This window comes from Pseudohongiella acticola (assembly GCF_001758195.1).
GTDB classification, from domain to species: Bacteria; Pseudomonadota; Gammaproteobacteria; order Pseudomonadales; family Pseudohongiellaceae; genus Pseudohongiella; species Pseudohongiella acticola.
The window spans coordinates 434,351-459,710 of record NZ_MASR01000001.1 but is presented as its reverse complement, the minus strand read 5'-3'; the positions used below and the strand labels follow the sequence as shown (position 1 = coordinate 459,710).

21 protein-coding genes are annotated in these 25,360 nt (G+C 53.6%); 11 read left to right on the top strand and 10 right to left on the bottom strand.

Annotated elements, in window-relative coordinates:
• Positions 1-47: 47 nt before the first annotated feature.
• Positions 48-2,276, top strand: a complete 2,229-nt coding sequence (gene dinG, locus PHACT_RS02075; protein WP_070115693.1) for an ATP-dependent DNA helicase DinG — start codon at positions 48-50, stop codon at positions 2,274-2,276.
• Positions 2,277-2,294: 18 nt separating this feature from the next.
• Here dinG and PHACT_RS02070 read toward each other — a convergent pair whose 3' ends face one another.
• The 7 genes from PHACT_RS02070 to argF form a co-directional block, all read right to left on the bottom strand.
• Positions 2,295-2,522, bottom strand: a complete 228-nt coding sequence (locus PHACT_RS02070) for a hypothetical protein (protein ID WP_070115692.1) — start codon at positions 2,520-2,522, stop codon at positions 2,295-2,297.
• A gap of 4 nt (positions 2,523-2,526) precedes the next feature.
• A complete protein-coding gene (locus PHACT_RS02065) occupies positions 2,527-3,462 on the bottom strand; it encodes a peptidylprolyl isomerase (protein WP_070115691.1) in 936 nt (311 codons plus the stop codon).
• A 75-nt stretch (positions 3,463-3,537) separates the two neighbouring features.
• The gene (locus tag PHACT_RS02060) at positions 3,538-4,116 is read right to left on the bottom strand and encodes a nucleotidyltransferase family protein (protein ID WP_070115690.1); all 579 of its coding nucleotides are present in this window, start codon (positions 4,114-4,116) and stop codon (positions 3,538-3,540) included.
• 54 nt (positions 4,117-4,170) lie between these two features.
• Positions 4,171-5,409 (bottom strand): ribonucleotide-diphosphate reductase subunit beta, encoded by a 1,239-nt coding sequence (locus PHACT_RS02055; RefSeq protein ID WP_070118089.1) that lies wholly within the window; start codon positions 5,407-5,409, stop codon positions 4,171-4,173.
• 235 nt (positions 5,410-5,644) lie between these two features.
• Positions 5,645-8,494 carry a ribonucleoside-diphosphate reductase subunit alpha gene (locus tag PHACT_RS02050; RefSeq protein ID WP_070115689.1) on the bottom strand — a complete coding sequence of 950 codons (2,850 nt, stop codon included), beginning with the start codon at positions 8,492-8,494 and terminating at the stop codon, positions 5,645-5,647.
• Between the two features lie 257 nt (positions 8,495-8,751).
• On the bottom strand, positions 8,752-10,620 hold the full coding sequence (locus tag PHACT_RS02045; RefSeq protein ID WP_070115688.1) for a putative bifunctional diguanylate cyclase/phosphodiesterase: 1,869 nt from the start codon (positions 10,618-10,620) through the stop codon (positions 8,752-8,754).
• A 63-nt stretch (positions 10,621-10,683) separates the two neighbouring features.
• Complete coding sequence (gene argF / locus PHACT_RS02040; RefSeq protein WP_070115687.1) at positions 10,684-11,586, bottom strand: ornithine carbamoyltransferase; 903 nt, start codon at positions 11,584-11,586, stop codon at positions 10,684-10,686.
• 300 nt (positions 11,587-11,886) lie between these two features.
• On the opposite strand from argF, the gene grxD reads away from it, so the two are divergent.
• A complete protein-coding gene (gene grxD, locus PHACT_RS02035) occupies positions 11,887-12,237 on the top strand; it encodes a Grx4 family monothiol glutaredoxin (RefSeq protein ID WP_070115686.1) in 351 nt (116 codons plus the stop codon).
• A gap of 82 nt (positions 12,238-12,319) precedes the next feature.
• On the opposite strand, the gene rnt is transcribed toward grxD, so the two are convergent.
• The gene (rnt, locus tag PHACT_RS02030; protein WP_070115685.1) at positions 12,320-12,964 is read right to left on the bottom strand and encodes a ribonuclease T; all 645 of its coding nucleotides are present in this window, start codon (positions 12,962-12,964) and stop codon (positions 12,320-12,322) included.
• On the bottom strand, positions 12,964-14,013 hold the full coding sequence (gene pyrC, locus PHACT_RS02025) for a dihydroorotase (protein WP_070115684.1): 1,050 nt from the start codon (positions 14,011-14,013) through the stop codon (positions 12,964-12,966). The genes rnt and pyrC overlap by 1 nt, the downstream gene beginning before the upstream one ends.
• 169 nt (positions 14,014-14,182) lie before the next feature.
• Between pyrC and PHACT_RS02020 the strand changes: the two genes are divergently transcribed.
• The 3 genes from PHACT_RS02020 (at position 14,183) to PHACT_RS02010 (ending at position 17,062) form a co-directional block, all read left to right on the top strand.
• Entirely contained in the window at positions 14,183-15,076 is an 894-nt protein-coding gene (locus PHACT_RS02020; RefSeq protein WP_083264268.1) for a flagellar protein MotY, read from the top strand.
• A gap of 92 nt (positions 15,077-15,168) precedes the next feature.
• On the top strand, positions 15,169-16,383 hold the full coding sequence (locus tag PHACT_RS02015) for an argininosuccinate synthase (RefSeq protein WP_070115683.1): 1,215 nt from the start codon (positions 15,169-15,171) through the stop codon (positions 16,381-16,383).
• Positions 16,384-16,441: 58 nt separating this feature from the next.
• Positions 16,442-17,062: a putative 2OG-Fe(II) oxygenase gene (locus tag PHACT_RS02010; RefSeq protein WP_169819367.1), complete on the top strand. Its 621-nt coding sequence runs from the start codon at positions 16,442-16,444 to the stop codon at positions 17,060-17,062.
• 16 nt (positions 17,063-17,078) lie between these two features.
• Here the strand turns inward: PHACT_RS02010 and PHACT_RS02005 are convergent, their stop codons facing one another.
• A complete protein-coding gene (locus PHACT_RS02005; protein WP_070115681.1) occupies positions 17,079-18,017 on the bottom strand; it encodes a ferritin-like domain-containing protein in 939 nt (312 codons plus the stop codon).
• Positions 18,018-18,282: 265 nt separating this feature from the next.
• Between PHACT_RS02005 and PHACT_RS02000 the strand changes: the two genes are divergently transcribed.
• Genes PHACT_RS02000 through PHACT_RS01975 form a run of 6 tightly spaced genes read left to right on the top strand, consistent with a single transcriptional unit; the run spans position 18,283 to position 25,341 of the window.
• A complete protein-coding gene (locus tag PHACT_RS02000) occupies positions 18,283-19,923 on the top strand; it encodes an AMP-binding protein (protein WP_070115680.1) in 1,641 nt (546 codons plus the stop codon).
• Positions 19,920-20,231, top strand: coding sequence for a phosphopantetheine-binding protein (locus PHACT_RS01995; protein WP_070115679.1), 312 nt, complete (start codon positions 19,920-19,922; stop codon positions 20,229-20,231). Before PHACT_RS02000 ends, PHACT_RS01995 begins: the two co-directional genes overlap by 4 nt.
• A gap of 4 nt (positions 20,232-20,235) precedes the next feature.
• Positions 20,236-21,447 carry an LpxL/LpxP family acyltransferase gene (locus tag PHACT_RS01990; protein WP_070115678.1) on the top strand — a complete coding sequence of 404 codons (1,212 nt, stop codon included), beginning with the start codon at positions 20,236-20,238 and terminating at the stop codon, positions 21,445-21,447.
• A 1-nt stretch (position 21,448) separates the two neighbouring features.
• Positions 21,449-22,693 carry an HlyD family secretion protein gene (locus tag PHACT_RS01985; protein ID WP_070115677.1) on the top strand — a complete coding sequence of 415 codons (1,245 nt, stop codon included), beginning with the start codon at positions 21,449-21,451 and terminating at the stop codon, positions 22,691-22,693.
• Positions 22,690-24,762, top strand: a complete 2,073-nt coding sequence (locus PHACT_RS01980; protein WP_070115676.1) for a peptidase domain-containing ABC transporter — start codon at positions 22,690-22,692, stop codon at positions 24,760-24,762. Before PHACT_RS01985 ends, PHACT_RS01980 begins: the two co-directional genes overlap by 4 nt.
• 57 nt (positions 24,763-24,819) lie before the next feature.
• Positions 24,820-25,341 (top strand): GNAT family N-acetyltransferase, encoded by a 522-nt coding sequence (locus PHACT_RS01975; protein WP_317622237.1) that lies wholly within the window; start codon positions 24,820-24,822, stop codon positions 25,339-25,341.
• Positions 25,342-25,360 lie beyond the last annotated feature (19 nt).

Sequence of the window (25,360 nt, the reverse complement as noted above, 5' to 3'; positions counted from 1 at the left end):
TTCAAAACGGTCACCCGCACATACACAGCAGGCACCAGGTCAGTTTTATGCTCCCCGACCCGATTAAAGAAGAAATTCAACAGGCTTACAAGCAGATTCTGTCCAGCAAGTCCCTGCGGCCACGCTATGGTCAACGGTTGATGATAGCCGAAATTGCTCGTGCGCTCTCGGTGATTGAGTCTGAGGAGGCGACTGAAAACGCTTCAGATGAAGACGGTGGCGTCGGCGCTGGTCCTGTTTGTGTCATTGAAGCGGGCACCGGCACCGGAAAAACGCTGGCGTATATCCTGGGCATATTGCCGTTGGCAAAACATCTGGGGAAAAAAGTGGTGCTGGCCACGGCGACGGTCGCGCTGCAGGAACAGGTCACATTGCGAGACCTGCCGGATATCGCCAAGCACAGTGGTCTCAGCTTTAGTTATACCCTGGCCAAGGGGCGAGGACGCTACCTGTGTCTGTCACGACTCGATCAGATATTGCAGGGCAATGACAGTGAAAACGCCATGCTGGCTCTGTTCGGTGAAGATGTCGCGCAGTTGAGCACACAGACGCCTGACGACAGAGCGCTGTATGAAACCATGCTGGACAAGATCAGTCGCGGTGAGTGGCATGGAGATCGTGATGACTGGGACGGCGTGCTACGGGACTCTGACTGGGCCCCAGTCACAGTGGAGGCAGGGCAGTGCTCGGGACAGAAGTGCAGTAATTACAGTCGATGTTTCTTCTACCAGGCGCGTGAACAGGTACAGAAAGTTGATTGTGTTGTAGCCAATCATGATCTGGTTCTGGTTGACCTGGCGCTGGGTGGTGGTGCCATTCTGCCAGCGCCCGAGGACACCATTTATATATTTGACGAAGCGCATCACCTGCCTGCCAAGACCAATCAGCATTTTTCCTCATCCACCCGCCTGCGGGCGACCATACAGTGGTTGGAGACCAGTGCAAAAACGGTTGCTCGGCTGGCAGCTGATACGGTGCTTAATGACAACGGGGTTATCGCCCGTGAACAGGCCGAGATCAAACCCCTGTTCAGGCAGCTCGCCGAACAACTGGGTTCAACACTGTTATTGCTTGAACCGATGCTGCAGGCGGATGCACAGCGTGATGCAAACAAAGGCGCACGCTCCAGCCATGGCCGGGCGGAGAGTGGTGAGGCGATGACGTTTGAACTGGGCGTGGTACCGTCAGAATTGCGCGAGCAGGCGGTTCAGCTTGCCTCCCGGTTCTACCGGTTGACGCGAGGACTAAAAGAAATCTGTGTGGTTCTGCGTCGGCAAATGGAGGAGGCTGATTCATTGCCCGGTCGCCAGCATGCGGAGCAATGGTTTCCGCTGTTGGGCAGCATGGCGAGCCGTTCGGAAGCCGGCGAAAAGCTCTGGCATGCGTTTGCCAGCCAGGATGTCGCTGACCAGGCGCCGTCAGCGCGGTGGTTGAGTCAGCTGGAGCAGGGGGACGCTCACGATATCGTGCTCAGTTGCAGTCCGGTGTTGGCAGCGCAGACCTTGACGGAGCATTTGTGGCAACGTTGCGCCGGCGCAGTGCTGACATCGGCCACCCTGTCGGCACTGGAAAAATTTGATGTGCTTGCCATGCGTGCCGGGTTGCCCGAGCGCACTGTCTATCACCGTATCAGCAGCCCGTTTGATTATGCCAACGCGGCCACGCTGATTGTGCCCAGGCTGGGCTGCGACCCATCAGACAGCCGGGCACATACCGCAGCGATTATTGCTCTGTTGCCGCAACTGCTGGACAAGCGGGAAGCGTCTTTGATGTTGTTCAGTTCACGTCGGCAGATGCAGGACGTACTGGAAGGGTTGGATGATGAGTGGCGACGGATCATTCTGTGCCAGGACGACTACCAGAAGGCGCAATTAATAACATTTCATCGCAAGCGTATTGACCAGGGTGAGCCCAGTGTCATTTTTGGTCTGGCGAGTTTTGCTGAAGGCGTGGATTTGCCCGGCAAATACTGTGAGCATGTGCTGATTGCCAAGATACCGTTTGCTGTGCCCAATGACCCCATTGAAGCCACGTTGGCGCAGTGGTTGGAGCAGCAGGGAAGAAACCCTTTTATGACCTTGTCAGTACCCGAAGCAGCGTTTCGCCTGGTGCAGGCCAGCGGGCGTTTGCTGCGCAGTGAAACCGACACCGGACGTATCACGCTGTTTGATGAACGCGTGATCAGTAAGTTTTATGGTAAATCGATCCTGGCGTCATTGCCGCCTTTCAGCCGTGATATTTTCCCCGAGCGCCTGCAGTTACCCGCTTCAGCCTGAGGCCCGCAGCACAGGCGCTCAGTGGTTACGGCGTGTGTAGGGAATATTGTTCTTTTTATCGAAATAGTAGCCGGTTGCTGCGCCGGCGATGAGCCCCAGCGCAATAATCAGCAACAGATTATCCATCAGCGCCCCCAGTCCGAAACCGAGGAAAAAGCCTGCTGTTACGCACAAGGCCATGACACTGACAGGTTTAACGTTGCGTCTGCTTTTTTTTGTTGGTTTTTTACGGGCAGTTCTGGCCACGGGGTCACTCTCCTGATGGACGGTTGGTCTGTCTGATCCGATAGATACGGGTACTGGCAGCGGCATTGCGACTTATCTGCTCGACCACGGGCATGCCTGATGCCACCCGGCCAATAACCGTACTGGTGCCGGTCAACCACGGTGTATTGTCCAGGGCAATAAAAAACTCACCGTCGTTGCTGCCGGGGCCCCGGTTGACCATGATGACACTGCCGCGACCGGGGCGACGTGATGGCAAACGGCCGTCATAGCGATAACCCATGAGTTCATGTAGCTGCAACAGGTTCAAGCTTTGCAGGCGCTGGAGGACATCACCCTGTCTGGTCAGCAGGTCGTTGTCATTGCGGATACCCATCTCACGGTAGAGTGGCTCCAGCACCGTTTGTTTGAAGTCGTCTGCACCGCCGATGTTGAGCCAGGGATGAGGTTTGCCGCTGGCATCCAGTACGCTTTGCTGTTCCAGGCCCAGGCCCCGGGCATTAATCTCGTCAGGCACCGTTTGTGCCGGTCGTTGCCGGTTGGCGCGTTCAGGCGCTCCTGCCTGTATCAGTGTATTGCTGATGACACGGTGGAATGTCAGGCCGTCATAATAATTGCGTGGGCCGTCCGGGCCGCCATTAACGCCTGGCACTGGCAATTGTGCCTCCGCCAGATCAAGAAAGCGCTGCACGTTCAGCGGCGCGGCCTCGGGCAACAGTTCGATGTAAATTTCACCTTGACTGGTATCGATCAGCACCAGCGGGTTGCGTGGATTTTCCATGCTCGCCTGGATGCCTGATGATGGCGTCTGACCGGTCTGGCTGGCATTGCTTGAGGTTTGGGAAGTGACGGACGAGGTGCCCTGTGCCCCGGCAATGGAACTGGTTGTGGTCAGGATCAGCGCGCACAGCAGATTAACAAATAGCAGGCTGACAAGCGGTAGCGGATTGATACGGGTCACACGATCAGGTCCTGTCTAAGGCACACCGCAGAATGCGGTGCGTGCATCGATTGCCCATTCTAGGTAAGCCACGTTCTACTGGCAAGCTGGCAAGTCTTCCGGAGTATCAATATCCTGCAGGATACCCGCATCATCCATCTCCAGCAGGTCAAGTTGCTCCGGATGGCTTTTTATCACGTCACGGCCACCGGTATCACCCTGGCTTTGGGCCAGTTCAGTAAAAAAGTCGCGTCCGAAACAGACTGGATGGCCTCGTTGGCCCTGGTAGGCAGGAATGACGATACGGCTTCTGTCGGCCCGACTGCAGATCTGCTGCAAAGTCGATGGTTTGATGAATGGCATGTCGGCCAGACAAACCAGACAGGCATCCCAGTGCGCAGGCAGGGCGCGGATACCGCAGGCAAGACTGTGGCCCATACCCAGCTCGGCGTCCGGGCACAATACGATCTGCTGTTCAGGGATGTCGGTGCTGGCAAAAACGTCAGCGTCAAACAACGCCGGGCGTGTCACCACGATCAGTTCATCGACGTTGTTCTGCAATAAACGGCTCGTGCTTGCCAGTACCGTGGTATTGCCAGGCAACATTGCAGTCAGCTTGATACTGCCAAAGCGGCGGCTGAAGCCAGCCGCCAGCAGTATAGCTCCGGTTGTCATGGGAAACCGCTCCGGGCATATCAGCAACACTGTGCTGTTTGTGATGGTGGGAGTTTAATCCCAGGTCAGGGCACCACCGGTTTGATACTCAATCACGCGCGTTTCAAAGAAATTTTTCTCTTTGCGCAGGTCCATGATTTCCGACATCCACGGGAATGGATTTTTCACACCCTTGAACTGTTCGGGCAATCCGATCTGCACCAGGCGACGATTGGCGATGAATTGCAGGTATTCCTCCATCATCACTGCATTCATGCCCAGCACACCGCGCGGCATGGTATCGCGAGCGTATTCAATTTCAAGCTGGGTGGCCTGCAGAATCATCTGTGTGGCTTCACGCTTCATGGCGTCGTCCCACAAATGCGGATTCTCGATCTTGATCTGGTTGATGGTATCGATACCGAAATTCAGATGCATGGACTCGTCACGCAGAATGTACTGGAACTGTTCCGAGGTGCCGGTCATTTTATTGCGCCGACCCATGGACAGAATCTGGGTAAAGCCGCAATAGAAGAAGATACCTTCCAGGCAGCAATAAAACGCGATCAGGTTCTTCAACAAAGCCTTGTCGGTTTCCGGTGTCCCGGTGTCGAAGTTGGGGTCATTCAGTTCCTTGGTGTACTTCAGGCCCCAGGACGCTTTTTTCGCCACTGAAGGGATCTCGTGATACATGTTGAAGATTTCGCCTTCATCCATGCCCAGAGATTCAATACAGTACTGATAGGCGTGGGTATGAATGGCTTCTTCAAACGCCTGCCGCAGAATGTACTGCCGACATTCGGGGTTGGTGATCAGTCGGTACAATGCCAATACCAGGTTGTTGGCAACCAGAGAGTCAGCCGTGGAGAAGAAACCCAGGTTGCGCTTGACGATAAGGCGTTCATCAGGCGTCAGGCCATTGGCACTTTTCCATAAGGCGATGTCCGCATTCATGTTGACTTCCTGCGGCATCCAGTGATTTGCACACCCATCCAGATATTTCTGCCAGGCCCAGTCATATTTGAAGGGCACGAGCTGGTTCAGGTCGGCGCGGCAATTGATCATGCGTTTGTCGTCTACCGTCACACGCTCGGTCCATTCCCCGACTTCCTGCTGAGCCACTTCGATATCCAGGTCTTCCAGCTGGCTGGCGGCCTGCTGCATGATCTGGTTGTTCACCTCCTCAGCAGCCGCTTCAGGTGCATTGCGGCTGACGGAGGGTTCCGCGGCATAGTCGCTCTGGGCTGCAGCGACAGCTTCGTTGTAACTTTTTTCTGCTTTGGCTGCTTCCGCCTGCGCAGCTTGCGCTGCCATGGCAGTCTGCGCAGATCCCAGTGTGGCACCGTTATTGGCAGAATCCGGTCCCCGCAGCGACGCAGATGATGCTTCTGCCTGCATCGGTTGCGCCACTGCACCAGAAGGAGCCGTACTGTGGCTCGCTTTTTGTGGCGGAGCGGTCCGGCCGCCACTGCTTGCTTCAGCATCCAGTGTCGGGTCGTCGTGGAACTCATCCCAAGATATCATTGTAATCCCCTGATAGTATTAAGTTTCACTGACATGCTTCGCAGTCAGGGTCGTCAATCGAGCAGGCTTGTGGCACCGGCGCCGGGCCACTGGATACTGCATTCAACTTGCTGCCCGCCACCGTGGATTTCTCGGTGCTGGTGGCAGCCAAAGAGCGCAGGTAATAGGTTGTTTTCAGACCGCGCAGCCATGCCATGCGGTAGGTCACATCCAGCTTCTTGCCATTCGCGCCAGAAATGTACAGGTTCAGTGACTGGGCCTGGTCAATCCATTTCTGGCGACGGCTGGCAGCATCCACCAGCCAGCGTGGTTCGATTTCGAATGCAGTCGCGTACAGATCCTTGATGTGTTGTGGAATACGATCGATCTGTTGCAGGCTGCCGTCATAGTACTTCAGGTCGTTGACCATGACGTTGTCCCACAGTTCCAGTGCTTTCAGGTCGCGCACCAGGTAGGGATTGACGACGGTAAATTCACCGGACAGGTTGGATTTGACATACAGGTTCTGATACGTCGGCTCTATGGACTGCGATACACCGGAAATGTTGGCGATGGTCGCTGTCGGCGCAATGGCCAGCACATTGGAGTTACGCATGCCGGTCTGGGCAATACGCTGACGCAGGCTGTCCCAGTCCTGGGTTTGGGTCATGTCGACATCGAGGTATTTTTCACCCCGCACTTCCTGCAGCATCTTCAGTGAGTCAATCGGCAGAATGCCCTGATCCCACAGTGAACCCTTGTAGGTCTGGTACGGGCCACGTTCCTCGGCCAGATCGGTTGAGGCCTTGATGGCGTAATAGCTGATGACCTCCATGGCACGATCAGCAAACGTCACTGCGTCGTCTGAGGCATAGGGAATACGCTGAGTGTACAGAGCATCCTGGAAGCCCATGATGCCCATGCCGATCGGGCGGTGTTTCAGGTTTGAGTTTTCCGCCTGTGGCACCGAGTAGTAATTGATATCAATAACGTTATCCAGCATACGCACCGCAGTCTTGATTGTGCGCTGCAGTTTGTCGGTGTCGAGTCCGGTTTCAGTGACGTGATTAACCATGTTCACCGAGCCCAGGTTACAGACTGCAATCTCTTCCTCGCTGGTGTTCAGGGTGATTTCTGTACACAGGTTGGAGGAATGGATGGTGCCGACATGCTGCTGTGGTGAGCGAACATTACAGGCATCCTTGAAGGTGATCCACGGATGGCCGGTTTCGAACAGCATGGACAGCATCTTGCGCCACAGGTCCTTGGCACGCACGGTTTTGTAGATTTCCACCTGGCCGGCGGCGGCTTTGCGCTCGTACTCTTCATACGCGTGCTCAAATGCCATGCCATGCAGGTCATGCAGGTCGGGTACATTGTTGGGAGAGAACAGTGTCCAGTCGCCGTCTTCAAATACCCGTTTCATGAACAGGTCGGGAATCCAGTTCGCGGTGTTCATGTCGTGGGTACGGCGACGGTCGTCACCGGTATTCTTGCGCAATTCCAGGAATTCCTCGATGTCCAGGTGCCAGGTTTCCAGGTAGGCGCAGACAGCGCCTTTGCGCTTGCCACCCTGGTTGACTGCGACAGCGGTGTCGTTGACCACTTTGAGGAAGGGAACGATACCCTGGGATGAACCGTTGGTGCCTTTAATATGTGCGCCCAGCGCCCGTACCGGCGTCCAGTCATTGCCCAGGCCACCAGCCCACTTGGACAGCATGGCATTGTCTTTAATGGCGCCGTAGATACCGTGCAGATCGTCTGGCACGGTGGTCAGGAAGCAGGACGACAGCTGTGGTCGCAAGGTGCCAGAGTTGAACAGCTGCGGCGTGGACACCATGTAATCAAAGCTGGATATCAGGTTGTAAAATTCGATGGCCCGCGCTTCACGGTCAGCTTCATTGCTGGCAAGGCCCATGGCAACACGCATGTAAAAAATCTGCGGCAGCTCAAAGCGCACGCCATTGCTGTGAATGAAGTAACGGTCGTACAGGGTCTGCAGGCCAAGATAGGTGAACTGGGTATCACGTTCGGCTTTCAGCGCCTCGCCCAGAACATCCAGGTCATACTCCAGCAGGTGCGGAGACAACAGGCCCAGCTCGACACCCTGTTCGATATAAGGACGCAGAACACTGGGGTAACGGTAGTTCATTTCGCTTTGTGTGGCACTGTCTGCCACCCCGAGGAAACCCAGTGCTTCAGAGCGCAGGGTATCGAGCAGCAGGCGGGCTGTCACGTAGGAGTAATTCGGGTCCTTTTCCACCATGGTGCGTGCGGTCATGACGGCCGATGTGCGCACATCATCCATCTTCACACCGGGGTACAGGTTCTTCAGCGTTTCCTGGTAGATGTCATCACTGGAGACGCCTTCAAGACCGGCGCAGGCTTCGTCGATGACTGTGCGCAGGCGGGCATTGTCCAGAGGTCCCTGAGTGCCGTCGGCAAAGGTTACCTGGATGGTGGATTCGGTTTCACTTTCACGTGCACGCTGCTGGTCGCGTACACGCGCGTGTTCGGCGCGATACAGTACATATGAGCGGGCAACCTTGTGCTCGCCGGTACGCATCAGCGCCAGTTCTACCTGGTCCTGAATTTCTTCGATGTGAATTGAGCCACCGGATGGCATGCGACGCTTGAAGATGACAGTGATCTGCTTCGCCATTTTACCCACGGTTTCGTGTACACGTGAGGACGCGGCAGCAGTACCGCCTTCTACCGCGAGATAGGCCTTGGTAATGGCAACTATGACTTTGGATTCGTCGTATGTAACAACCGCGCCATTACGCTTGATGACGCGCAGCTGACCAGGAGCGGTAGCGGGCAAATCCTCATTCTTGCGGGTGCCGGAGCGGGGATTGGCAGAGCTGCTGCCATAACTGGGTGTACTGGTTTGCATCGGATTCTCCATGATGTTGTCATTAATCCCGTGCGAGCGCCGTGGAAATACAATATATAGATGGTTTTTGCGGACAAGGCACAAGATAGTGCGCTATGGAGTGGATTGCAAGCCCTTTTTGTGTGGATAGCTTGTGGATAAGATGTGTGTATCGGGGTATTTTGACCACTATATATAGTAGTCGGGTTGGAGCGCAGTATCGACGCTAGTGTAACCGATCGCCAGTCAGGAATTATGACAGTTGGCCAGTCTGGCAATCAGTGCGTGATCGCCGTCGGCGTCGCCTGGGGGTAGGTCACCGACGCAAGATGGCTTTTCATGCGTATCATTTGTGCCGGTAGCTCGGCGGCACTGACGGGATGACAGAACAGGTAGCCCTGCTGGATATTACATTGGTGGCTGGACAGGAAACTGGCCTGTGGTTCAGTTTCGACGCCTTCAGCAACCACCTGCAGATTCAGCCGTTGCGCCATTGCGATGATGGCCGTGGTAATGGCCGTGTGGCGTGGGCAATCAGGCAGTTTGTTGACAAAAGAGCGGTCTACCTTGAGCTTGTCCACAGGCAGTTGCGTGAGGTAGCTCAGTGATGAATAACCGGTGCCAAAATCATCAATAGCGATGGCCACTCCGATGGACTTGAGTTCGGTCAGAATACTGATGGCCTGCTCAATATTGTCCATCAACATGCTTTCGGTTATTTCCAGTTCCAGCCAGCGCGGCGCCAGTCCGGTTTCACTCAGGATCCTGCGGACCATGGGAACAAGATTTCGGTCGCGAAACTGACGCGCAGACAGATTGACGGCGACCGACTGGTCACTGATACCGGAACTCTGCAGCGCTTTCATCTGCAAACAGGCCTGCCGAAGTACGATTTCGCCCAATTGAATGATCAGGCCGGTTTCTTCAGCGACCGGAATAAAGCGGTCAGGAGGAATGACATCAACCTGTTCATGACGCCAGCGCACCAGTGCTTCATAACCACACACGCGTGCCTGGGAAAGATCCATCTGGGGCTGAAAATGCACCACAAAATCTTCGTTGGTGATTGCTATGCGTAGTTCATTCTCCAGCGACATACGGGCCAGCGACTCGATATTCATATCGTCGGTAAAGTACTGAAAGTTATTGCGGCCCTGATCTTTGGCGCGGTACATGGCCAGATCTGCATTACGCATCAGGACACTGGCATTCAGGCTGTCTTCCGGCGCTACCGTGATGCCGATGCTGCAGCTGACGGTCACTTCCTGTGTGCTTAGCGTAACCGGGTCCAGCAGCGATTTCAGAATTTTGCGGGCAACCAGGCCCGCGTCATCGGCGCTGGCAATGTTGGACAGCAAAATGGTGAACTCGTCACCTCCGAGCCGGGCGACGATATCCTCTTCCCGCACACATGCGCGCAGGCGTTGCGCCACCGTGCACAGGAGTTCGTCACCGGCGTCATGACCCAGCGTGTCATTGATGCGCTTGAATTGATCAAGGTCAAGAAACAGCAGCGCCATTGCCTGCTTGCTGCGGCGCACATGTTTCAGCCCCTGTTCCAGGCGATCCCGGAACAGGCGGCGATTCTCCAGTCCGGTCAACGCATCATAAAACGCCAGCTTTTCCATTTGTGCCTGGGTTTCGACGCGATCACTGATGTCTTCTATATTGAGTACAATATGGGTGAGGGCGCCCAGATCGTCCAGAATGGGAGATACCGTCACCTGTTGCCAGAAATGTTCGCTGTTCCTGCGCTTGCTGACCATGAAGGTTTCCCAGCGTACGCCCAGCAACAGTGCCTCCTGCAGGCTGATGTTATTAACATCGGTCAATTCTTCATTATTGATCAGTTCGGCCACCCGACCGACGGCGTCATCTTTGCTGTAGCCGGTGATTTGAGTGTAGCGCGGGTTAACGTACTCAATGACGCCAGAGCAATCGGCGATAATGACGCCGCTCTGGCTTTGCTCTACTGCGCTGGACAGAATGCGCATAGACTGATCATTTAGCCGGGCTCGCTGACGCTGCTGTTCCAGTGCAGCCGGGCGCCAGCCAGAGCGCCATATCAATAGCAGTGCGATTGCCGCCACAGACAGGGCGATGACTGCTAATCCTTGATCAAAAAACCCTTGAGTCCAGCTGTTCATGGCTCGATTGTATTCCGGTAACTATGTATTTTACGCAGCAAACCTGAAATAACTATTTTATTTTCAGCTTGTTGCGCACAAGAACTCAAGTAACGCTTTTTGTGCATGCAGTCGGTTTTCAGCTTCATCCCAGACGACGCTTTCTTCAGCATCAAGCACTTTTGCACTGACTTCTTCACCGCGGTGCGCAGGCAGGCAATGCATGAACAGGGCGTCGGATTTTGCCCGTGACATCAGTTCCGGTGTGACTTCGTAGCCGGTGAATTTCTGGATGCGCAGTCTGCGCTCCTCTTCCTGGCCCATGGAGGCCCAGACATCCGTTGCCACCAGGCTGGCGCCGGCAACGGCGGTGGCTGGATCTCGCACAATACGAACCCGGTCTTTGTTTGCCTGCAGTATCCTGTCTTCAGGATCAAAGCCTTCAGGACAGGCAATGACCAGTTCAAAATCGAACTGGCGGGCGGCATTAATGTAGGACTGGCACATGTTGTGGCCATCACCCACCCAGGCTACCGTGTGTCCGGCGATATCGCCTCTGTGCTCAAAAAACGTTTGCATATCAGCAAGTAATTGGCAGGGGTGAAAGTCATCTGTCAATGAATTTATGACCGGCACTTTGCTGTGGCGCGCGAACAGCTCAAGCTTTTCGTGTTCAAAGGTCCTGATCGTGATGACATCGACCATGCGTGACAGAACTTTAGCGCTGTCCTCGATGCTCTCGCCGCGTCCCAGCTGGGTGTCAGACGGGGAAAGAAACAGCGCACTGCCACCGAGCTGATTCATGGCGACTTCAAACGACACACGGGTTCGGGTCGATGATTTTTCGAAGATCATTGCCAGCGTTTTGTTCTTCAGAGTCTCTTCGCGCAAGGCCGGACTTTTTTTGAGCGCAATTGCACGGTGAATAATGTCGTGAAGCTCGACCGGACTGAGATCCAGCAAGGTCAAAAAATGTCTTGTTGCCATATCGGTACGTGTTTCCCGGGGAACGTGGTCACGGCTGCGTGCAACCGGCGACGAGCCAAGGCTGGGGTTGTCAATTGATTCTCTCAACACCTGGCGAAAATTAAAAAAGGGCAGCGTCTGCTACCCTCTGACCAAGCGCCCTATCTTATATTACTTTACAGGATGCGGGCAATTATCGGATAACAGGCGCTAATCATGTAGAATATGCCATCGATTAACCCGGGGCCCTGATATTCGTCAACGATGACAGTCAACGCGGTCCCGACATTCCACCGTAGTTTCAGGACAGGTAATGCCATTATGAGTAATGAACAGTCGAGCATTGAACAGACCATTCGTGACCAGATCAGCGCCAACAACATCCTTCTTTATATGAAAGGATCACCGGATCAGCCGCAATGCGGATTCTCGGCTCAGGCTGTGCAGTGTCTGATGGGTTGCGGCCAGCGTTTTGCCTACGTCGACATTCTGGCGAATCCGGAAATTCGTTCCACACTGCCGATCGTTGCCAACTGGCCAACATTTCCTCAGCTCTGGATTGACGGCGAGCTGGTCGGTGGCTGTGACATCATCACGGACCTGCACAACAAGGGCGAACTTAAAACCATGATTGATGCCTCCGCCGCGGCAGCACCTGCTGACCAGGCGTAATGCTACGGCCCGGCCTGAACTCCATCAGGCCGGGCATCGAACTGACCGGGCACACACCCTCTGTGTCGCCCGGTGCCGCTGACTAGCGCAGCGGCCAGCCGCCGAGTTTCTGCCATTTATTAACAATGCCACAGAATAACTGCGCGGTTTTCTCTGCATCGTATTTCGCTGAATGTGCCTCATTGCCGTCAAACGCAATGCCGGCAACGTCACAGGCTCTGGCCAGTACCGTCTGCCCATAGGCAAGTCCGCTCAGGGTGGCGGTATCAAAGCTGGAGAAGGGGTGGAAGGGGTTGCGCTTGAGATCGTGGCGGGTAACGGCAGCATTGATGAAACCGTGGTCAAAATGCGCATTGTGTGCCACCAGGATGGCGCGCTTGCAGCCATTGGCTTTCATCGCCGAGCGAATGACCTTGAACAGGTCCTGAAACACGTCCCGCTCGCCGCGTGCCACTCGCAGCGGATGCCAGGGGTCAATGCCGGTAAATTTCAGTGCCGCGTCCTCGATGTTGGAGCCTTCAAACGGAATAACCCGATGAAAGTAGGTCTGCTCAACATCCAGCTGGGACTTTTCGTCCATGCCCAGGATGACGGCAGCTATTTCCAGAATGGCATCGGTGCTGGCGTTAAAACCACCGCATTCGATATCGACCACCACCGGCAAATAACCCCGAAAGCGGGATGCCATAATACTTTCGCTGGCATCGTCATCATCATAATCGTACATCAGGCAGTGACCCCTTTAATCCGCCAGTGAATTTGTTCTCCTGCACGCAGCGGCACCAGCGTACTGTCATCAAACGGATAGTGTGCCGGCACATTCCAGCTTTCGCGGTGCAGGGTAATGGTATCTGTGTTGCGCTGCAAACCGTAAAAATCCGGACCATAAAAGGATGCAAAAGCCTCCAGTTTGTCCAGCGCGCCGGCCTGATCGAAGGCTTCAGCGTACAGCTCCAGTGCGGCATGGGCGCTGAAACAACCGGCGCAGCCACAGGCAGTCTCTTTGCCGGGCCGGGCGTGTGGCGCGGAATCGGTGCCCAGAAAGAATTTTTTATTGCCACTGGTCGCTGCTGCAATCAGGGCGCTCTGGTGGGTATTGCGTTTAAGGACCGGCAGACAATACAGGTGCGGCCTGACTCCGCCCACCAACAGGTGATTGCGGTTATATAACAGATGCTGCGGCGTAATGGTGGCGGCCACATTGTCACTGGCGCCGGTAACAAACTCTGCCGCATCGGCTGTGGTGATATGCTCAAAAACCATTTTAAGGGTGGGGAATCGTGCACACAGTGGCAGCAGGGTCTGCTCGATAAAAGCTTTCTCCCGGTCGAAGATATCCACATGGCTATCCGTGACTTCACCGTGAACAAGCAGAGGCATGCCCAGTTCGACCATGGTTTCCAGTGCCGGAAACGCGTTTTCGATGGCGGTGATGCCGCTGTCGGAGTTGGTAGTGGCGCCAGCCGGGTAATACTTGACGGCGTGCACATGGCCGGAAGCATGCGCCAGACGAATCTCGTCGGATGACAGCGTGTCCGTTAAATAGAGCGTCATCAGTGGCTCAAAATCAAGCCCGGCCGGCAGACTGTCGATAATACGCTGGCGATAGGCGAGCGCTGCCTGCGTCGTCGTGACCGGCGGTTTCAGGTTGGGCATAACAATGGCCCGGCGGAACGTGTTGGCGGTGTGTGCCACCAATTGGCTTAATACCTTGCCGTCACGCAAGTGCAGATGCCAGTCATCGGGCCGGGTCAGAGTCAGGGTTTGTACTGTCATGGGGCGGGTATACCTGTGCTGGTTGATTCGTCAGTGTTGCCCTTGGCCGCACTGTTGGATAACGGTTTGTCGGTAAAGTTTACTGGCACGTGGCCGATCAATACAGGAGACGAGCTTCCATCAAGTGCTCAATAAACTCTTTGTTGACGACGGAATCCATATCCAGAGTATGAAAAAGCGATGTAAGTTTACCTTATCCTGGCTCTCGATGCTCTGTGTGACGCTGTTCGCACCGATGGCGCCGGCCGGTTCGGTTTCTTCTTACTATGCCGACATAGACGTGGCTGGCTGGCAGGTTGATGGCTCGGTATTCGAATGTCTGCTGACTCAGCAGATTCCCGGCTTCGGTCAGGCTGTATTTTACCATCAGGCTGGCGAATCGCTACGCTTTTATCTGCAGACACCCGATTCGCCGATGCAGGCGGGCAGGGCATTGCTGACCTCGCAGCCTCCGGTCTGGCGCCAGGAACTTGCGGTGCGCGACCTGGGTTATGTGGATGTTGAGATCAGCAAGCGGCCGGTCACCTTGACCGCCCAGCGCAGCCGCATGCTGATGGCCGAACTGGAGCGGGGCATGGTGCCGACGCTGATGCGGGGAGCCTGGTTCAATGATCAGGAATCAGTGCATGTGGGTCTGTCGCCCGTGCATTTTGGCGGCGCCTATTCCCAGTATCACACCTGCACGGCATCTCTGTTACCTGTCAATTTTGGGCAAATTGAACGTTCCACGGTGTTCTGGCAGACCAATCAGCAGGAACTGGACGAGGATATGAAGGCTCAGCTGGATAACATTGTCACCTATATAGAAGCCGACCCTGCTGTTTACGGATTTGAAATCAATGGTTTCACCGACGGTGCCGGCAACCCCCGGGAAAATTTTGAGCTATCCAGGATCAGGGCATTTGCTGTTCATCAGTATCTGGTGGATCAGGGTGTTAATGAGGATATGCTCAATACCCGCTTCTTCGGCTCTGCTCCCCAGTTCCGTATTGTTGAGAATGAACGCTCAGCGGCCGATCGTGACCGCAACCGCCGCGTGACCGTTCGCCTGCTGCGCGAGTGAGTCCTGTTCAGGTCTTGATGCTTCCTGTCGAATTTGCCTGACGGAACGAGTACAATAACCGCCTTTTTACAGACTCGCAGACAGGAGCAAACATGTCGGGCATCAATAAAGTCGTGCTGGCCTATTCCGGTGGCCTGGATACATCAGTGATTGCCAAATGGCTGATGGAGACCTACCAGTGTGAAGTGGTAACCTTTACCGCAGATCTGGGTCAGGGTGAAGAGCTTGAACCGGCGCGTGCCAAAGCCAAGGCAATGGGCATCAAGGAAATCTTCATTGAAGACCTGCGCGAAGAGTTTGTGCGTGATTTTGTGAACCCCATGTTCAGGGCCAATGCCCTGTATGAAGGCGAGTACCTGCTGGGCACCTCGATTGCCCGTCCATTGATTGCCAAGCGACTGGTAGAGATTGCCAACGAAACCGGCGCCGATGCCATCTCTCACGGCGCCACCGGCAAAGGCAACGATCAGGTGCGTTTTGAGCTGGGCGCCTATGCGCTGAAACCGGGCATTCGCGTGATCGCCCCCTGGCGTGAGTGGGACCTCAACTCACGCGACAAGTTGCTGGCTTATTGCGAGCAACACGGTATCCAGGTGGAGAAGAAGCGCGGCACCAAGTCGCCTTACTCCATGGACGCCAACCTGCTGCATATTTCCTATGAAGGCGACATCCTGGAAAACCCCGGCGCCGAGCCGGAAGAAGACATGTGGTTGTGGTCGGTGTCACCGGAAACGGCGCCAGACACACCAACTTACATCGAACTGACCTACGAGAAGGGTGACATCGTTGCCATTGACGGCGAAAAAATGTCACCAGCCACAGTGCTGGCCCATCTGAACACAGTCGGCGGCGCCAATGGCATTGGCCGCGCGGACATCGTGGAAAACCGTTATGTCGGCATGAAGTCGCGTGGCTGCTATGAAACCCCCGGCGGCACCATCATGCTGAAGGGTCACCGTGCCATTGAATCGGTCACGCTTGACCGTGAACTGGCGCACCTGAAGGATGAGCTGATGCCGAAGTACGCGACGCTGGTCTACAACGGCTACTGGTTCTCGCCAGAGCGACAGGCACTGCAGGCGTTGATTGATTACTCCCAGCAGTACGTTAACGGTACGGTCCGGCTCAAGCTGTACAAAGGCGGTGTCGCTGTTGTTGGCCGCGAATCAGCCGATTCCCTGTTCGATGCCAGTATTGCGACGTTTGAAGACGACGCCGGTGCCTACGATCAGGCAGACGCAGGCGGCTTCATCAAGCTGAATGCGTTGCGTTTGCGCATCGCCGCCAACAAGGGTCGCAAGATCTGACGTGTTGCCAGGTGGCAACACCTGGCAATTGTGTCACCGGGAAAAGGCAGGGGCGCAGATGGAACACCAGATGATGAACATGTTCGCAGTGCCCCTTTACCGCGGGGCACTGGGCAGAGACTTCACGGCTGAGGAAATGCAATTCTTCAAAGCCGAGCTCAGCGAGCCGGTGCAGGCGATTTCCAATTATGCCTCGGCCAACAAGAAGGTACTGGATGCCGCGGCAATGAAATCCATTCGCGCGGCACTGCAGGCTCATCTGGAGCAGTATTTCAAAATCACCTTCAACACCAGCAACAATGTGTCACTGCAGATAACCCAGTCCTGGCTGACGCGTTCCCAAAAAGGTGATGCACACCACACCCATACCCATCCCAACAGTGTTGTCAGTGGCGTGCTATATATCAATCTGGCACCCACCGATGGCATTAATTTTTATCGTAACGATGATAACGTCTGGTACGAACTGCTTCGCCAGCAGGACACTTACTACAATGCGTCGCGTTATTTTGTGCAGACAGGTATGGGTGACATCATCCTGTTTCCGTCCAATGTCCGCCACGGCGTCAGTGAGGTGACAGAGCAGGTCGACCGTGTCAGCCTGTCGTTCAACACCTTTTTCTCCGGTGAAATCGGGCGCGAAGAATTTTCCAATCAGCTGAATATTCGGCTGACTTAACTGGCTTAGCAGAACCTCACGGTTCGCGAAGCGAGCTCAGGCGTTGTTCAGTCTTCTGCGTCAGCAATCCCACCGTTTTCATATTCAGCGTCAGTTGCCGGAACAGGTCATATCGCGGCTGTGGATGTCTGATCCGGTTTTGCCGCAAATGGCAGCGCAGTTCCCGATCATCCCAGTCAAATGCCTGCGCTAACCGGGTATAGATATTCATGGCATTGCTCAGGCCCAACAGGTGGTCGACAACAAAGTCGCTGCGCGCCTGCAGTTCATCGGCGTTGAGTGTGGCCAGATGTTGGCTCAGTATTTCGGTACCGAATTTGACGTGCCGTGCTTCATCAGCGTTAATAAAATCAATGGCATAAGCCAGTACCGGCACCAGCGTGGCGCGACGGATTTCCTGCAGGCGCGCCAGTGCCAGGCTTTCCAACAGTATCTGACAGGCAATGAATTTGTAGTCCCAGCGCGAGTCATTGGCCATGGTTTCGATAAGGTTGGCCACCGCCTCGCTGGGTGGGTGGACCTCGCCCGTGCTTTCCAGCAGGTAACGCGAAAAGAATTCCACATGTCGGGCCTCGTCAGAGACCTGAGAGCTGGCAAACAGTTTGCCCTCAACCGTCGGCATACTCGACACCAATTGTGATGACACCAGCAACGCTCCCTGTTCGCCGTGCAGGATGTCACTGATCTCCAGTGCGTGGCGGTGCCAGCTGCACGCGTTCTTTTTATCCCGGGGCAGGGCATCAAACGGGGCAAAGCCGGCCAGCGGTTCAAACTGGTGGCGACTAGGTGGCAGACGTCTGTCCGTCAGGGTTTCCCACGGCGCCTCACTGGTTTTCCAGACGCGGTTTTTGGCCAGTTCATAAAGACTGTGAACGCGAGTTCTGGTGGCGGCATAGTCCCAGTTGATATGTCCGTGCAGTTGCGTAATAAAACCGCTGGCGGTTGGTGTGTTCATGACATCGTTCCCTGATGATTGCGGTATGTCCTACTTGCCGGTGCTGCTCCCTGTCTGTCGATGAAGGCTTCGCCCAGCAACGTGTTGTGCTTTTTACAGCAAAAATAGCTTTTTTGCGTGGGTATTTTGCTCATTACCGGGACTTTTTGTCGGAGTTGTGCGCTGGCTCACAGATTCGTTTTTGTGCGTTTGATTGCCAAAACGAAGGCGTTCAAATCCGCTAAATACATACCGGACGTTTCAAAAACTCAAGGGTGGTGTTGCCATGGATGGCACTTTGCTGGACCTTCTGGAAAACAGGGCGGTTATAGATGCGAATAGACCGGTGTATTCCTTTCTGGATCGAAATTCAAAAATCATTTCAACCCTGAGTTTCCGGGATGTGTATGAGCAAGCAATCATGTTTGCTGCTGTGCTGCAAAGTAAGCAATGCGCGGGTAGACCTGTTCTGTTGTATTGCCCGCATGGGCCGACGTTCATTGTTGCCTTTTTTGCCTGCATAGCTGCTGGCGCATGGCCGGTGCCCATTACACGGGCCCGTAATGGACTGGACAGACTGATCAGTGCCTGTAACGCGTTCGCTGTCGTTACCACTTCCCGCCGTGCGGGTATATTGCCAGAGGCGATGACAAGCAGCGGGGTCCAGGTACTGTTGGTTGATGAAATCCGCAGTCGCGGTGAAATATATAAGAGGCCGACGTTTTCGGGTAGCGATACCGCATTTATTCAGTATACCTCCGGCTCTACTTCGTCACCCAAAGGGATTGTCATCAGCCACGACAATGTCATGCACAATGCGGCCCAGATTCAAAAAGCGTTTACATGCAACGAGAATGATATTGGTGTGTCCTGGCTGCCGTTTCATCATGATATGGGACTAATCGGACATGTGATAGAACCTCTGTATGCAGGGTTGCATAACTACTTTATCAGTCCTGTCGATTTTTTGGCCAATCCGGTCAGGTGGTTGCGTGCAATGTCGCAGTTTGGCGGGACCCTTAGTGGCGGTCCTGACTTCGCATTTGAATTGGCGGCAGCCAGAATAAGCGAGCACGAACTGGCCGATCTGTCGCTGAAGAAATGGCGTCTGGCGTACTGTGGTGCTGAAAAAATAAGGCCCGAATCGCTCAGAAAATTTGCACAAAAATTTTCAACAATCGCTTTCGAACCTGCATCGTTTTTTCCCTGTTATGGACTTGCTGAATCGACCCTGTTCGTCAGTGGTCAACACGGCATCTCGATACAATCTCCGGTTCAGGCTGAAAATATCAGTGCCAGCGTGTGTCTGGGGAGACCAGAGCCAGATACCTCAATCATTATCGTCAATCGAAACACCGGTCGGAAAGTAGCCGAAGGAGAGATCGGTGAAGTCTGTATTAGCTCTCCTTCTGTGGCTTCCTCGTACTATGGGGATTCAGTTGCCAGCAGAAAGACCTTTAATCGTATCAGAGAGTACGGGAAATACTATTGCAGAACTGGCGATCGTGGGTTCATTCGGAACAGGAAGCTGTTCCTGCTGGGCAGGTACAAGACCGTCATCAAACGACGAGGGCGCAGTATTCATGCAGAAGATATAGAGGCCGAAATGAAGCGTGAACTTAGTGCTCAGATAATTTCACGATGTGTTGCATTCGAGACGAATGAACCCGACAGCGGGGGCCTTGTTGTTATCCTGGAAAGAGCAAAGAAAAGCACAACGAAAGGCGAATGTGAAAATTCACTCTCCGACCAGAAACTGGCGTCTCGCGCTACCGCCGTTGTGGTTGCCGCGATTGATGTCGTGCCCGATGATGTTTGTGTATTGCCTGCAAACACATTGCCGCTGACCAGTAGCGGCAAAATTAGAAGGCATCTGTGTCCGGATATATATCTGACACGAGTGAAGCAGGTAAGGAGGAAAAGATGAAGGAATACGATAATGACGTATGGCAAAAAGTGTCTTTTGAAATTTCGAAAGCAAAGGGGATTACCGGGGATACATCTCTACTGTCAGTCCAACAACCTCTGGCAGAATTAGGGTTGGATTCGCTGAAACTGGTGGAGATTGTGTATCAGCTGGAAAGCTTCTACCAATTGGATGTAGATGAAGAACGTCTTTCTGAGTTGGAGAAAGTTGGCGACCTGATCGCTCTTTTTTCCACAGAGTTGTCCATTCCAATGGAAGCGTTGGGAACGGCGCGTGACTGTGAGAACGTAGACTGTCAGGAAAATTAGTTACATGCCTACGTTTGACGAAAGAGTCCAAAGCGCAACTGAAAAAGCCAACAGTAAGCAGACCTTGCTATTGTTGCGTGAAATTCTTGAGGAAGTAATGGCATCGAGTAGTGAGTACTTTGTCATTGACGTTATGCGCAAGCATTCAACTACGGATATTGGTGTCTGGGTGGTGCGTTCGGAGGCTGGGTTGACACTGGCAGTGCGTGACTGTTCAAGCGACGGAGCCCGACTTCAATGCGAGTTACTATTGTCATTAATAGAGACACTCACTGACGCTCAGCTTCACATGTCATTTTTTGAGCGCGCCGAAGTGAAAGTCAGCTCAATTTTGAGGTCTTGCATGAAATCCGGGCTCAGGGATAACCATAAACGCACAATTTTTTCGATGCTGTCCTGGGCAAAGTTGTACTTTCAACAGCAGGGCAGGTATGGCGAATTCATGAACACTCAGCGTACAGTGATGGCCTGTCTTTTACATGAGCCAGAGTCTCGAGTCAGATCGATTTGGCGTGAATACACATTCTGGTATCACTTAAATTATGCGCGACGCCTGATACATCTGGAGAACAGACACGAGAGCAGCCGTTATCTAGAGCGTTTTTATTGGCCAGACAAGGCCGATTACCAGCAAGCGATACAGAATAATGCTGGTTCGCGTGTCCTCGTGACTATTCATATGGGAGATTTTTTTGGTGGATTTCGGGCACTGTCATCAGTCTCTGATGCAGGGCGGGCTGCGATTTCATTGCGACGCGAGCCAGGCTCCGATCATGGCATGCAGAACTTCTCCGCCGATCGCGTTGCTCATCAGGTAATTTATCATCATCAAAATACGTCGACCACAATTGTCAGTGCATTGCGGCGAGGGCGTCATACCCTGGCGACTCTATTTGATTTGAAGGAAGACTTTGGCAGTACAGTGACGGTCAATTTCTTCGGGCGTCGCTCAAAGTTTGTCAAGGGGCCGGCACTATTGGCGATACTTGGTCGGAGTCCAATCTATCCCTTCGTTTGTTATGAGCACCATGGTCGAAACTGCATTGAAATGGCACCGGTAATCGATGCCAGTGTTTGGCCAGACGAAGACCTGCAACAGGCAACGGAGCGAATAACCCAGGCACTGGTGGCACTGGCAGAGAACTGGATCAGTAGATGGCCGGCGCAATGGAAATATCTCAGCAATTTACCCGCATACTTTGAGGCCGCTTGTTGATATGAATGAAAAGTTATTCCGTACTGAAATTCTGTACGCACAGCAAGGTGCCCAGTTTGGTGAAGCTATTTTCTATCAACCATTAACGGTTCGTTTAATGGTTTCGTTTCTTCTGTTGGTATTTGTCGGTTTTCTGGCCTTTATATGTACTGCTGAAATAAAGCAGACACAGCAGGTTCGTGGTGTTCTGACTGCGAATGGCGGCGAGGTCAAGGTATATGGCGGGAAATCCGGAATAGTGACAGACGTTGCTGTCAAAGACGGTGACATCGTGAGCGCTGGAGATATTCTGGCTACACTGGCCGGTACGCATCACGACCAATATGGTCAGCGAATGCCGGACCAGGCATTGCAGCAAACAGAAACTCAGCTGAATCAATTGAAGCATCGAAAAGTTGTCTTGACAGAAAGGTTTGATGCGCAGCTGCAGAAAATTCGCATCCAACTTCTTGGCATGCAAAATACGCTGAACCTGCTTAAAGAAGAGCAGGGTATTCGACAGCTCCGCGTTCAGCTTTCCGAACAGGATTTTCAGGCAAGCGATAAACTCCACCGGGCCAGTACTATCTCAGAACGTACCTTCCGCCAGTCTGCGTCAACACTCTATCAGTTGCAGCAGCAGGTAAAAGCGGGTGATCTGGCTATTGAACAGCATCGCCAGGCTATGGCTGAAGCGGAACAGCAACTGTTGATAATACCGCTACTTGCTCAGGAGGAACATCTTGTATTGGATAACGCGATATCGAAGTTGCGGGCTCGTCAACATGAGCTACATTTCCAGCGCAGTTTCACTATTACCGCCACACGAGATGGCATTGTCAGCAATTTCGTGTTGCGAGAGGGGGATGTAGTTGATCCCGGTGAACCGCTGGTGACATTGCTTGACCCTGACACAAAGCTCGAGGCCTTGCTCTATTTACCGTCTAGAGCTCTTGCTAATGTCGGCAAAGAAACACCTGTAATGATCTCCTATGATGCGTATCCCTACCAGACTTATGGCAGCTTCTCGGCACAAATCACCAGTGTTGCAGATTCAGTCATGGACCCACGAGAGTTTCTGTTTCCTGTGGATGTTCGTGAACCGGTTTACCTGGTTAAGGCACATATTGCAGACCAGGGGCCTTCGTCAGAATCAACACAGCGTTTCAGGCCTGGCCTGCAGTTCTCCGCTGATATAGTGACAGGCGAACAGACTGTGTGGGAAAAACTCACGTCTCCACTACGCGGGGTCACGAGAAGGTTATGATCAGGCAATTGTTTGATAGGGGCAGAACCCTCCCAGTGGTACTGCAAGCTGAGCGAACAGAGTGCGGGTTGGCGTGTGTCGCGATGATAGCCTCTTACTTTGGCTACCGAACGGATCTAAATAGTCTGCGTCGAGATTTTACGGTGTCGAGTCGGGGAGCTAACCTTTCAGAGATCATGAGTATTGCGCGTCGGTTGCAGCTCGACCCGAGGCCACTGAAACTGGAGCTCAACGATCTGCGCCATTTACAGTTACCAGCGATATTGCACTGGGACATGACGCATTTTGTGGTTCTCAAACGTGTCACTCGTAAAGGCCTGGATATCCATGATCCTGCGGTTGGAGTACGCCGCTATACATTGGCGGAAACGAGCCGTCATTTCACGGGCATTGCTCTGGAAATGGTTCCCGGTCTTGAGTTCGCTGCCAGAACGCATACGCTGCGGTCGCGATTAACTGATCTTTTTCGGACGTATCCCGGCTTTTATCGGACCATTGGGCAGTTGCTGATGTTGTCATTGTTTCTACAATTGGCGTCCATTGGTAGTGCTTTCTATATGCAACTGGTTATCGATGAAGGTGTAGCAAAGCAGGACCGGGATATCATAGCAGTTCTGGCTACCGGATTTTTTATGCTTGCCTTATGTAGTGTTGCCATGACGTTTGCACGTTCAACAGCGCAATTGTATTTTTCTAACCAGCTAGGCTTTCAAATGGCTGGCAACGTTTTTCAGCATTTGCTGAGTTTGCCAGTGGACTTTTTTGGCAGACGCCATGTCGGTGACCTGGTGTCCCGATTTGGTTCGGTTCGGGAAATTCGTCGCATCATCACCGAAGACCTGATAACAGTTGTGCTGGATGGTGTGTTCGCGCTGATTACCCTTGCCGTTATGCTCTATTTTAGCGCAATGCTGGCACTGGTGGTATTAGTGTTTGTTGGTGTGGTTACGGTGCTAAAACTGGTCCTTGTTCCGAAGATTCAAGCGATGCAGGAACAGATTATTGTGGCGGAAGCAAAAACCAGCACTAGCCTGATGGAAAATATGCGCACAATTGAAATCATAAAATTTTATTGTCGTGAACTGCAACGAATGACCCTTTGGCGTAATGCATATGCAGAACAGATTAACGCTCAGGTTGCGTTAACTCGGTTTACCATCGGCCTGGACGCCGTTTATGGCTTGCTGTTTGCGCTGGAAAATATTCTGGTAATCTATCTCGCTGCGCGACTGGTGCTCGGTGGTGAGATTACACTCGGGTTTCTGACCGCCTTTATCGCATTGAAGGGAAATTTTTCAGCCTCTATCCGTTCCTTTGTAGAAAAGCTGGTACAGATCCGCCTGGTAAGGCTGCAGCTGGAACGAGTCTCGGATATTACCTGCACTGAGAAAGAAATTGACACCTTGCAGTTGCCGGTTGTGCGTCGGCCACTGGATGGAGAGTTGCGTTTGTGCGGCGTCAGTTATGCCTATCCCGGGACCGAAGAATTCGTGTTTAGCGATTTGTCTGTCGCTATTCGGCCTGGCGAGCTTATTGCAATCGCTGGCCCGTCCGGTTGTGGCAAATCGACTTTAATGAAACTCATGGCCGGATTGCTGCCAGCGAACGCGGGCACGATCAGTGTCGATGGTACTGATATTCGGCAACTGGGTTTGCGCCAGTTCCGTGATAGCTGTGCTGGTGTACTACAGGGCGATCAGCTTCTCTCGGGTTCCATAGCCGATAATATAACGTTGTTTGCTGAACGTGTTGACCAGGACCGGTTGGCACGTGTGGCCGACATGGCAGACATATCTGATCTGATCAGCCGACTGCCCATGGGGTACAACAGCCTGATTGGCGACATGGGCTCCATGATGTCTGCCGGTCAGTGCCAGCGCATTTTGTTGGCCAGAGCATTCTACAAACAGGCGCCGTTTGTTTTTCTCGACGAAGCCACGGCCAATCTGGATGCTGACACCGAGGCCAGGATACTGCAGCAGTTGCGAAAGCTTGATGCCACCATCGTCTTTGTCACGCATCGCCCGGCCCCGCTGGAGATTGCTGATCGTATAATCCGTCTTGGTTAAAGTCGTGGTATGGTTGTTGCTATTACTACGACTGTACCTGTAAGAGAGCCTGAAAACGTGAAAAAAATTAATGAAAAACTGACCATCCGGCCAGCAGAAATCGATGACGTGCCCGTTATTCTGGGTTTTGTGCGTGAACTGGCCATCTACGAAAAGCTGCTACACGAAGTTGTGGCGACCGAGGCGCTGTTCAGTGAGTATCTGTTTGGCAAACACCCGGTGGCAGAAGTGATTATCGCCGAATGGGAACAGAAGGCGGTGGGCTTTGCGTTGTTTTTCCACAATTTCTCAACCTTTCTCGGTCGCCCCGGTATCTACCTGGAAGATCTGTATGTGCAGGAGGACATGCGCGGCAAAGGCATCGGCAAGGCACTGTTGAGCCATCTCGCCGGGATCACCCGGGACCGGCAATGTGGTCGGCTGGAATGGTCAGTGCTGGACTGGAATACACCGGCAATTGACTTCTATCGTTCCATTGGCGCCGAGCCCATGGATGAGTGGACGGTGCAACGCCTGACCGGGGACGCGCTGGCCTCACTGGCAGCGTTTGCCGAATCGACGGAGGGCCAGGCAACTTGATGGTATCTTGACATCGAGT

Excerpts from the sequence above, each read along its gene's own strand:
- rnt (WP_070115685.1), bottom strand. The coding sequence starts at position 12,964 with ATGTACGATTATGATGATGACGATGCCAGCGAAAGTATTATGGCATCC.
- argF (WP_070115687.1), bottom strand. The coding sequence starts at position 11,586 with ATGGCAACAAGACATTTTTTGACCTTGCTGGATCTCAGTCCGGTCGAG.
- grxD (WP_070115686.1), top strand. The coding sequence starts at position 11,887 with ATGAGTAATGAACAGTCGAGCATTGAACAGACCATTCGTGACCAGATC.
- PHACT_RS01980 (WP_070115676.1), top strand. The coding sequence starts at position 22,690 with ATGATCAGGCAATTGTTTGATAGGGGCAGAACCCTCCCAGTGGTACTG.
- dinG (WP_070115693.1), top strand. The coding sequence starts at position 48 with ATGCTCCCCGACCCGATTAAAGAAGAAATTCAACAGGCTTACAAGCAG.
- PHACT_RS01990 (WP_070115678.1), top strand. The coding sequence starts at position 20,236 with ATGCCTACGTTTGACGAAAGAGTCCAAAGCGCAACTGAAAAAGCCAAC.
- PHACT_RS02005 (WP_070115681.1), bottom strand. The coding sequence starts at position 18,017 with ATGAACACACCAACCGCCAGCGGTTTTATTACGCAACTGCACGGACAT.
- PHACT_RS02010 (WP_169819367.1), top strand. The coding sequence starts at position 16,442 with ATGGAACACCAGATGATGAACATGTTCGCAGTGCCCCTTTACCGCGGG.
- PHACT_RS02015 (WP_070115683.1), top strand. The coding sequence starts at position 15,169 with ATGTCGGGCATCAATAAAGTCGTGCTGGCCTATTCCGGTGGCCTGGAT.
- PHACT_RS02055 (WP_070118089.1), bottom strand. The coding sequence starts at position 5,409 with ATGGCAGCGCAAGCTGCGCAGGCGGAAGCAGCCAAAGCAGAAAAAAGT.
- PHACT_RS01995 (WP_070115679.1), top strand. The coding sequence starts at position 19,920 with ATGAAGGAATACGATAATGACGTATGGCAAAAAGTGTCTTTTGAAATT.
- PHACT_RS02000 (WP_070115680.1), top strand. The coding sequence starts at position 18,283 with ATGGATGGCACTTTGCTGGACCTTCTGGAAAACAGGGCGGTTATAGAT.
- PHACT_RS02045 (WP_070115688.1), bottom strand. The coding sequence starts at position 10,620 with ATGAACAGCTGGACTCAAGGGTTTTTTGATCAAGGATTAGCAGTCATC.
- PHACT_RS02020 (WP_083264268.1), top strand. The coding sequence starts at position 14,183 with ATGAAAAAGCGATGTAAGTTTACCTTATCCTGGCTCTCGATGCTCTGT.
- PHACT_RS02060 (WP_070115690.1), bottom strand. The coding sequence starts at position 4,116 with ATGACAACCGGAGCTATACTGCTGGCGGCTGGCTTCAGCCGCCGCTTT.
- pyrC (WP_070115684.1), bottom strand. The coding sequence starts at position 14,013 with ATGACAGTACAAACCCTGACTCTGACCCGGCCCGATGACTGGCATCTG.
- PHACT_RS02050 (WP_070115689.1), bottom strand. The coding sequence starts at position 8,494 with ATGCAAACCAGTACACCCAGTTATGGCAGCAGCTCTGCCAATCCCCGC.
- PHACT_RS01985 (WP_070115677.1), top strand. The coding sequence starts at position 21,449 with ATGAATGAAAAGTTATTCCGTACTGAAATTCTGTACGCACAGCAAGGT.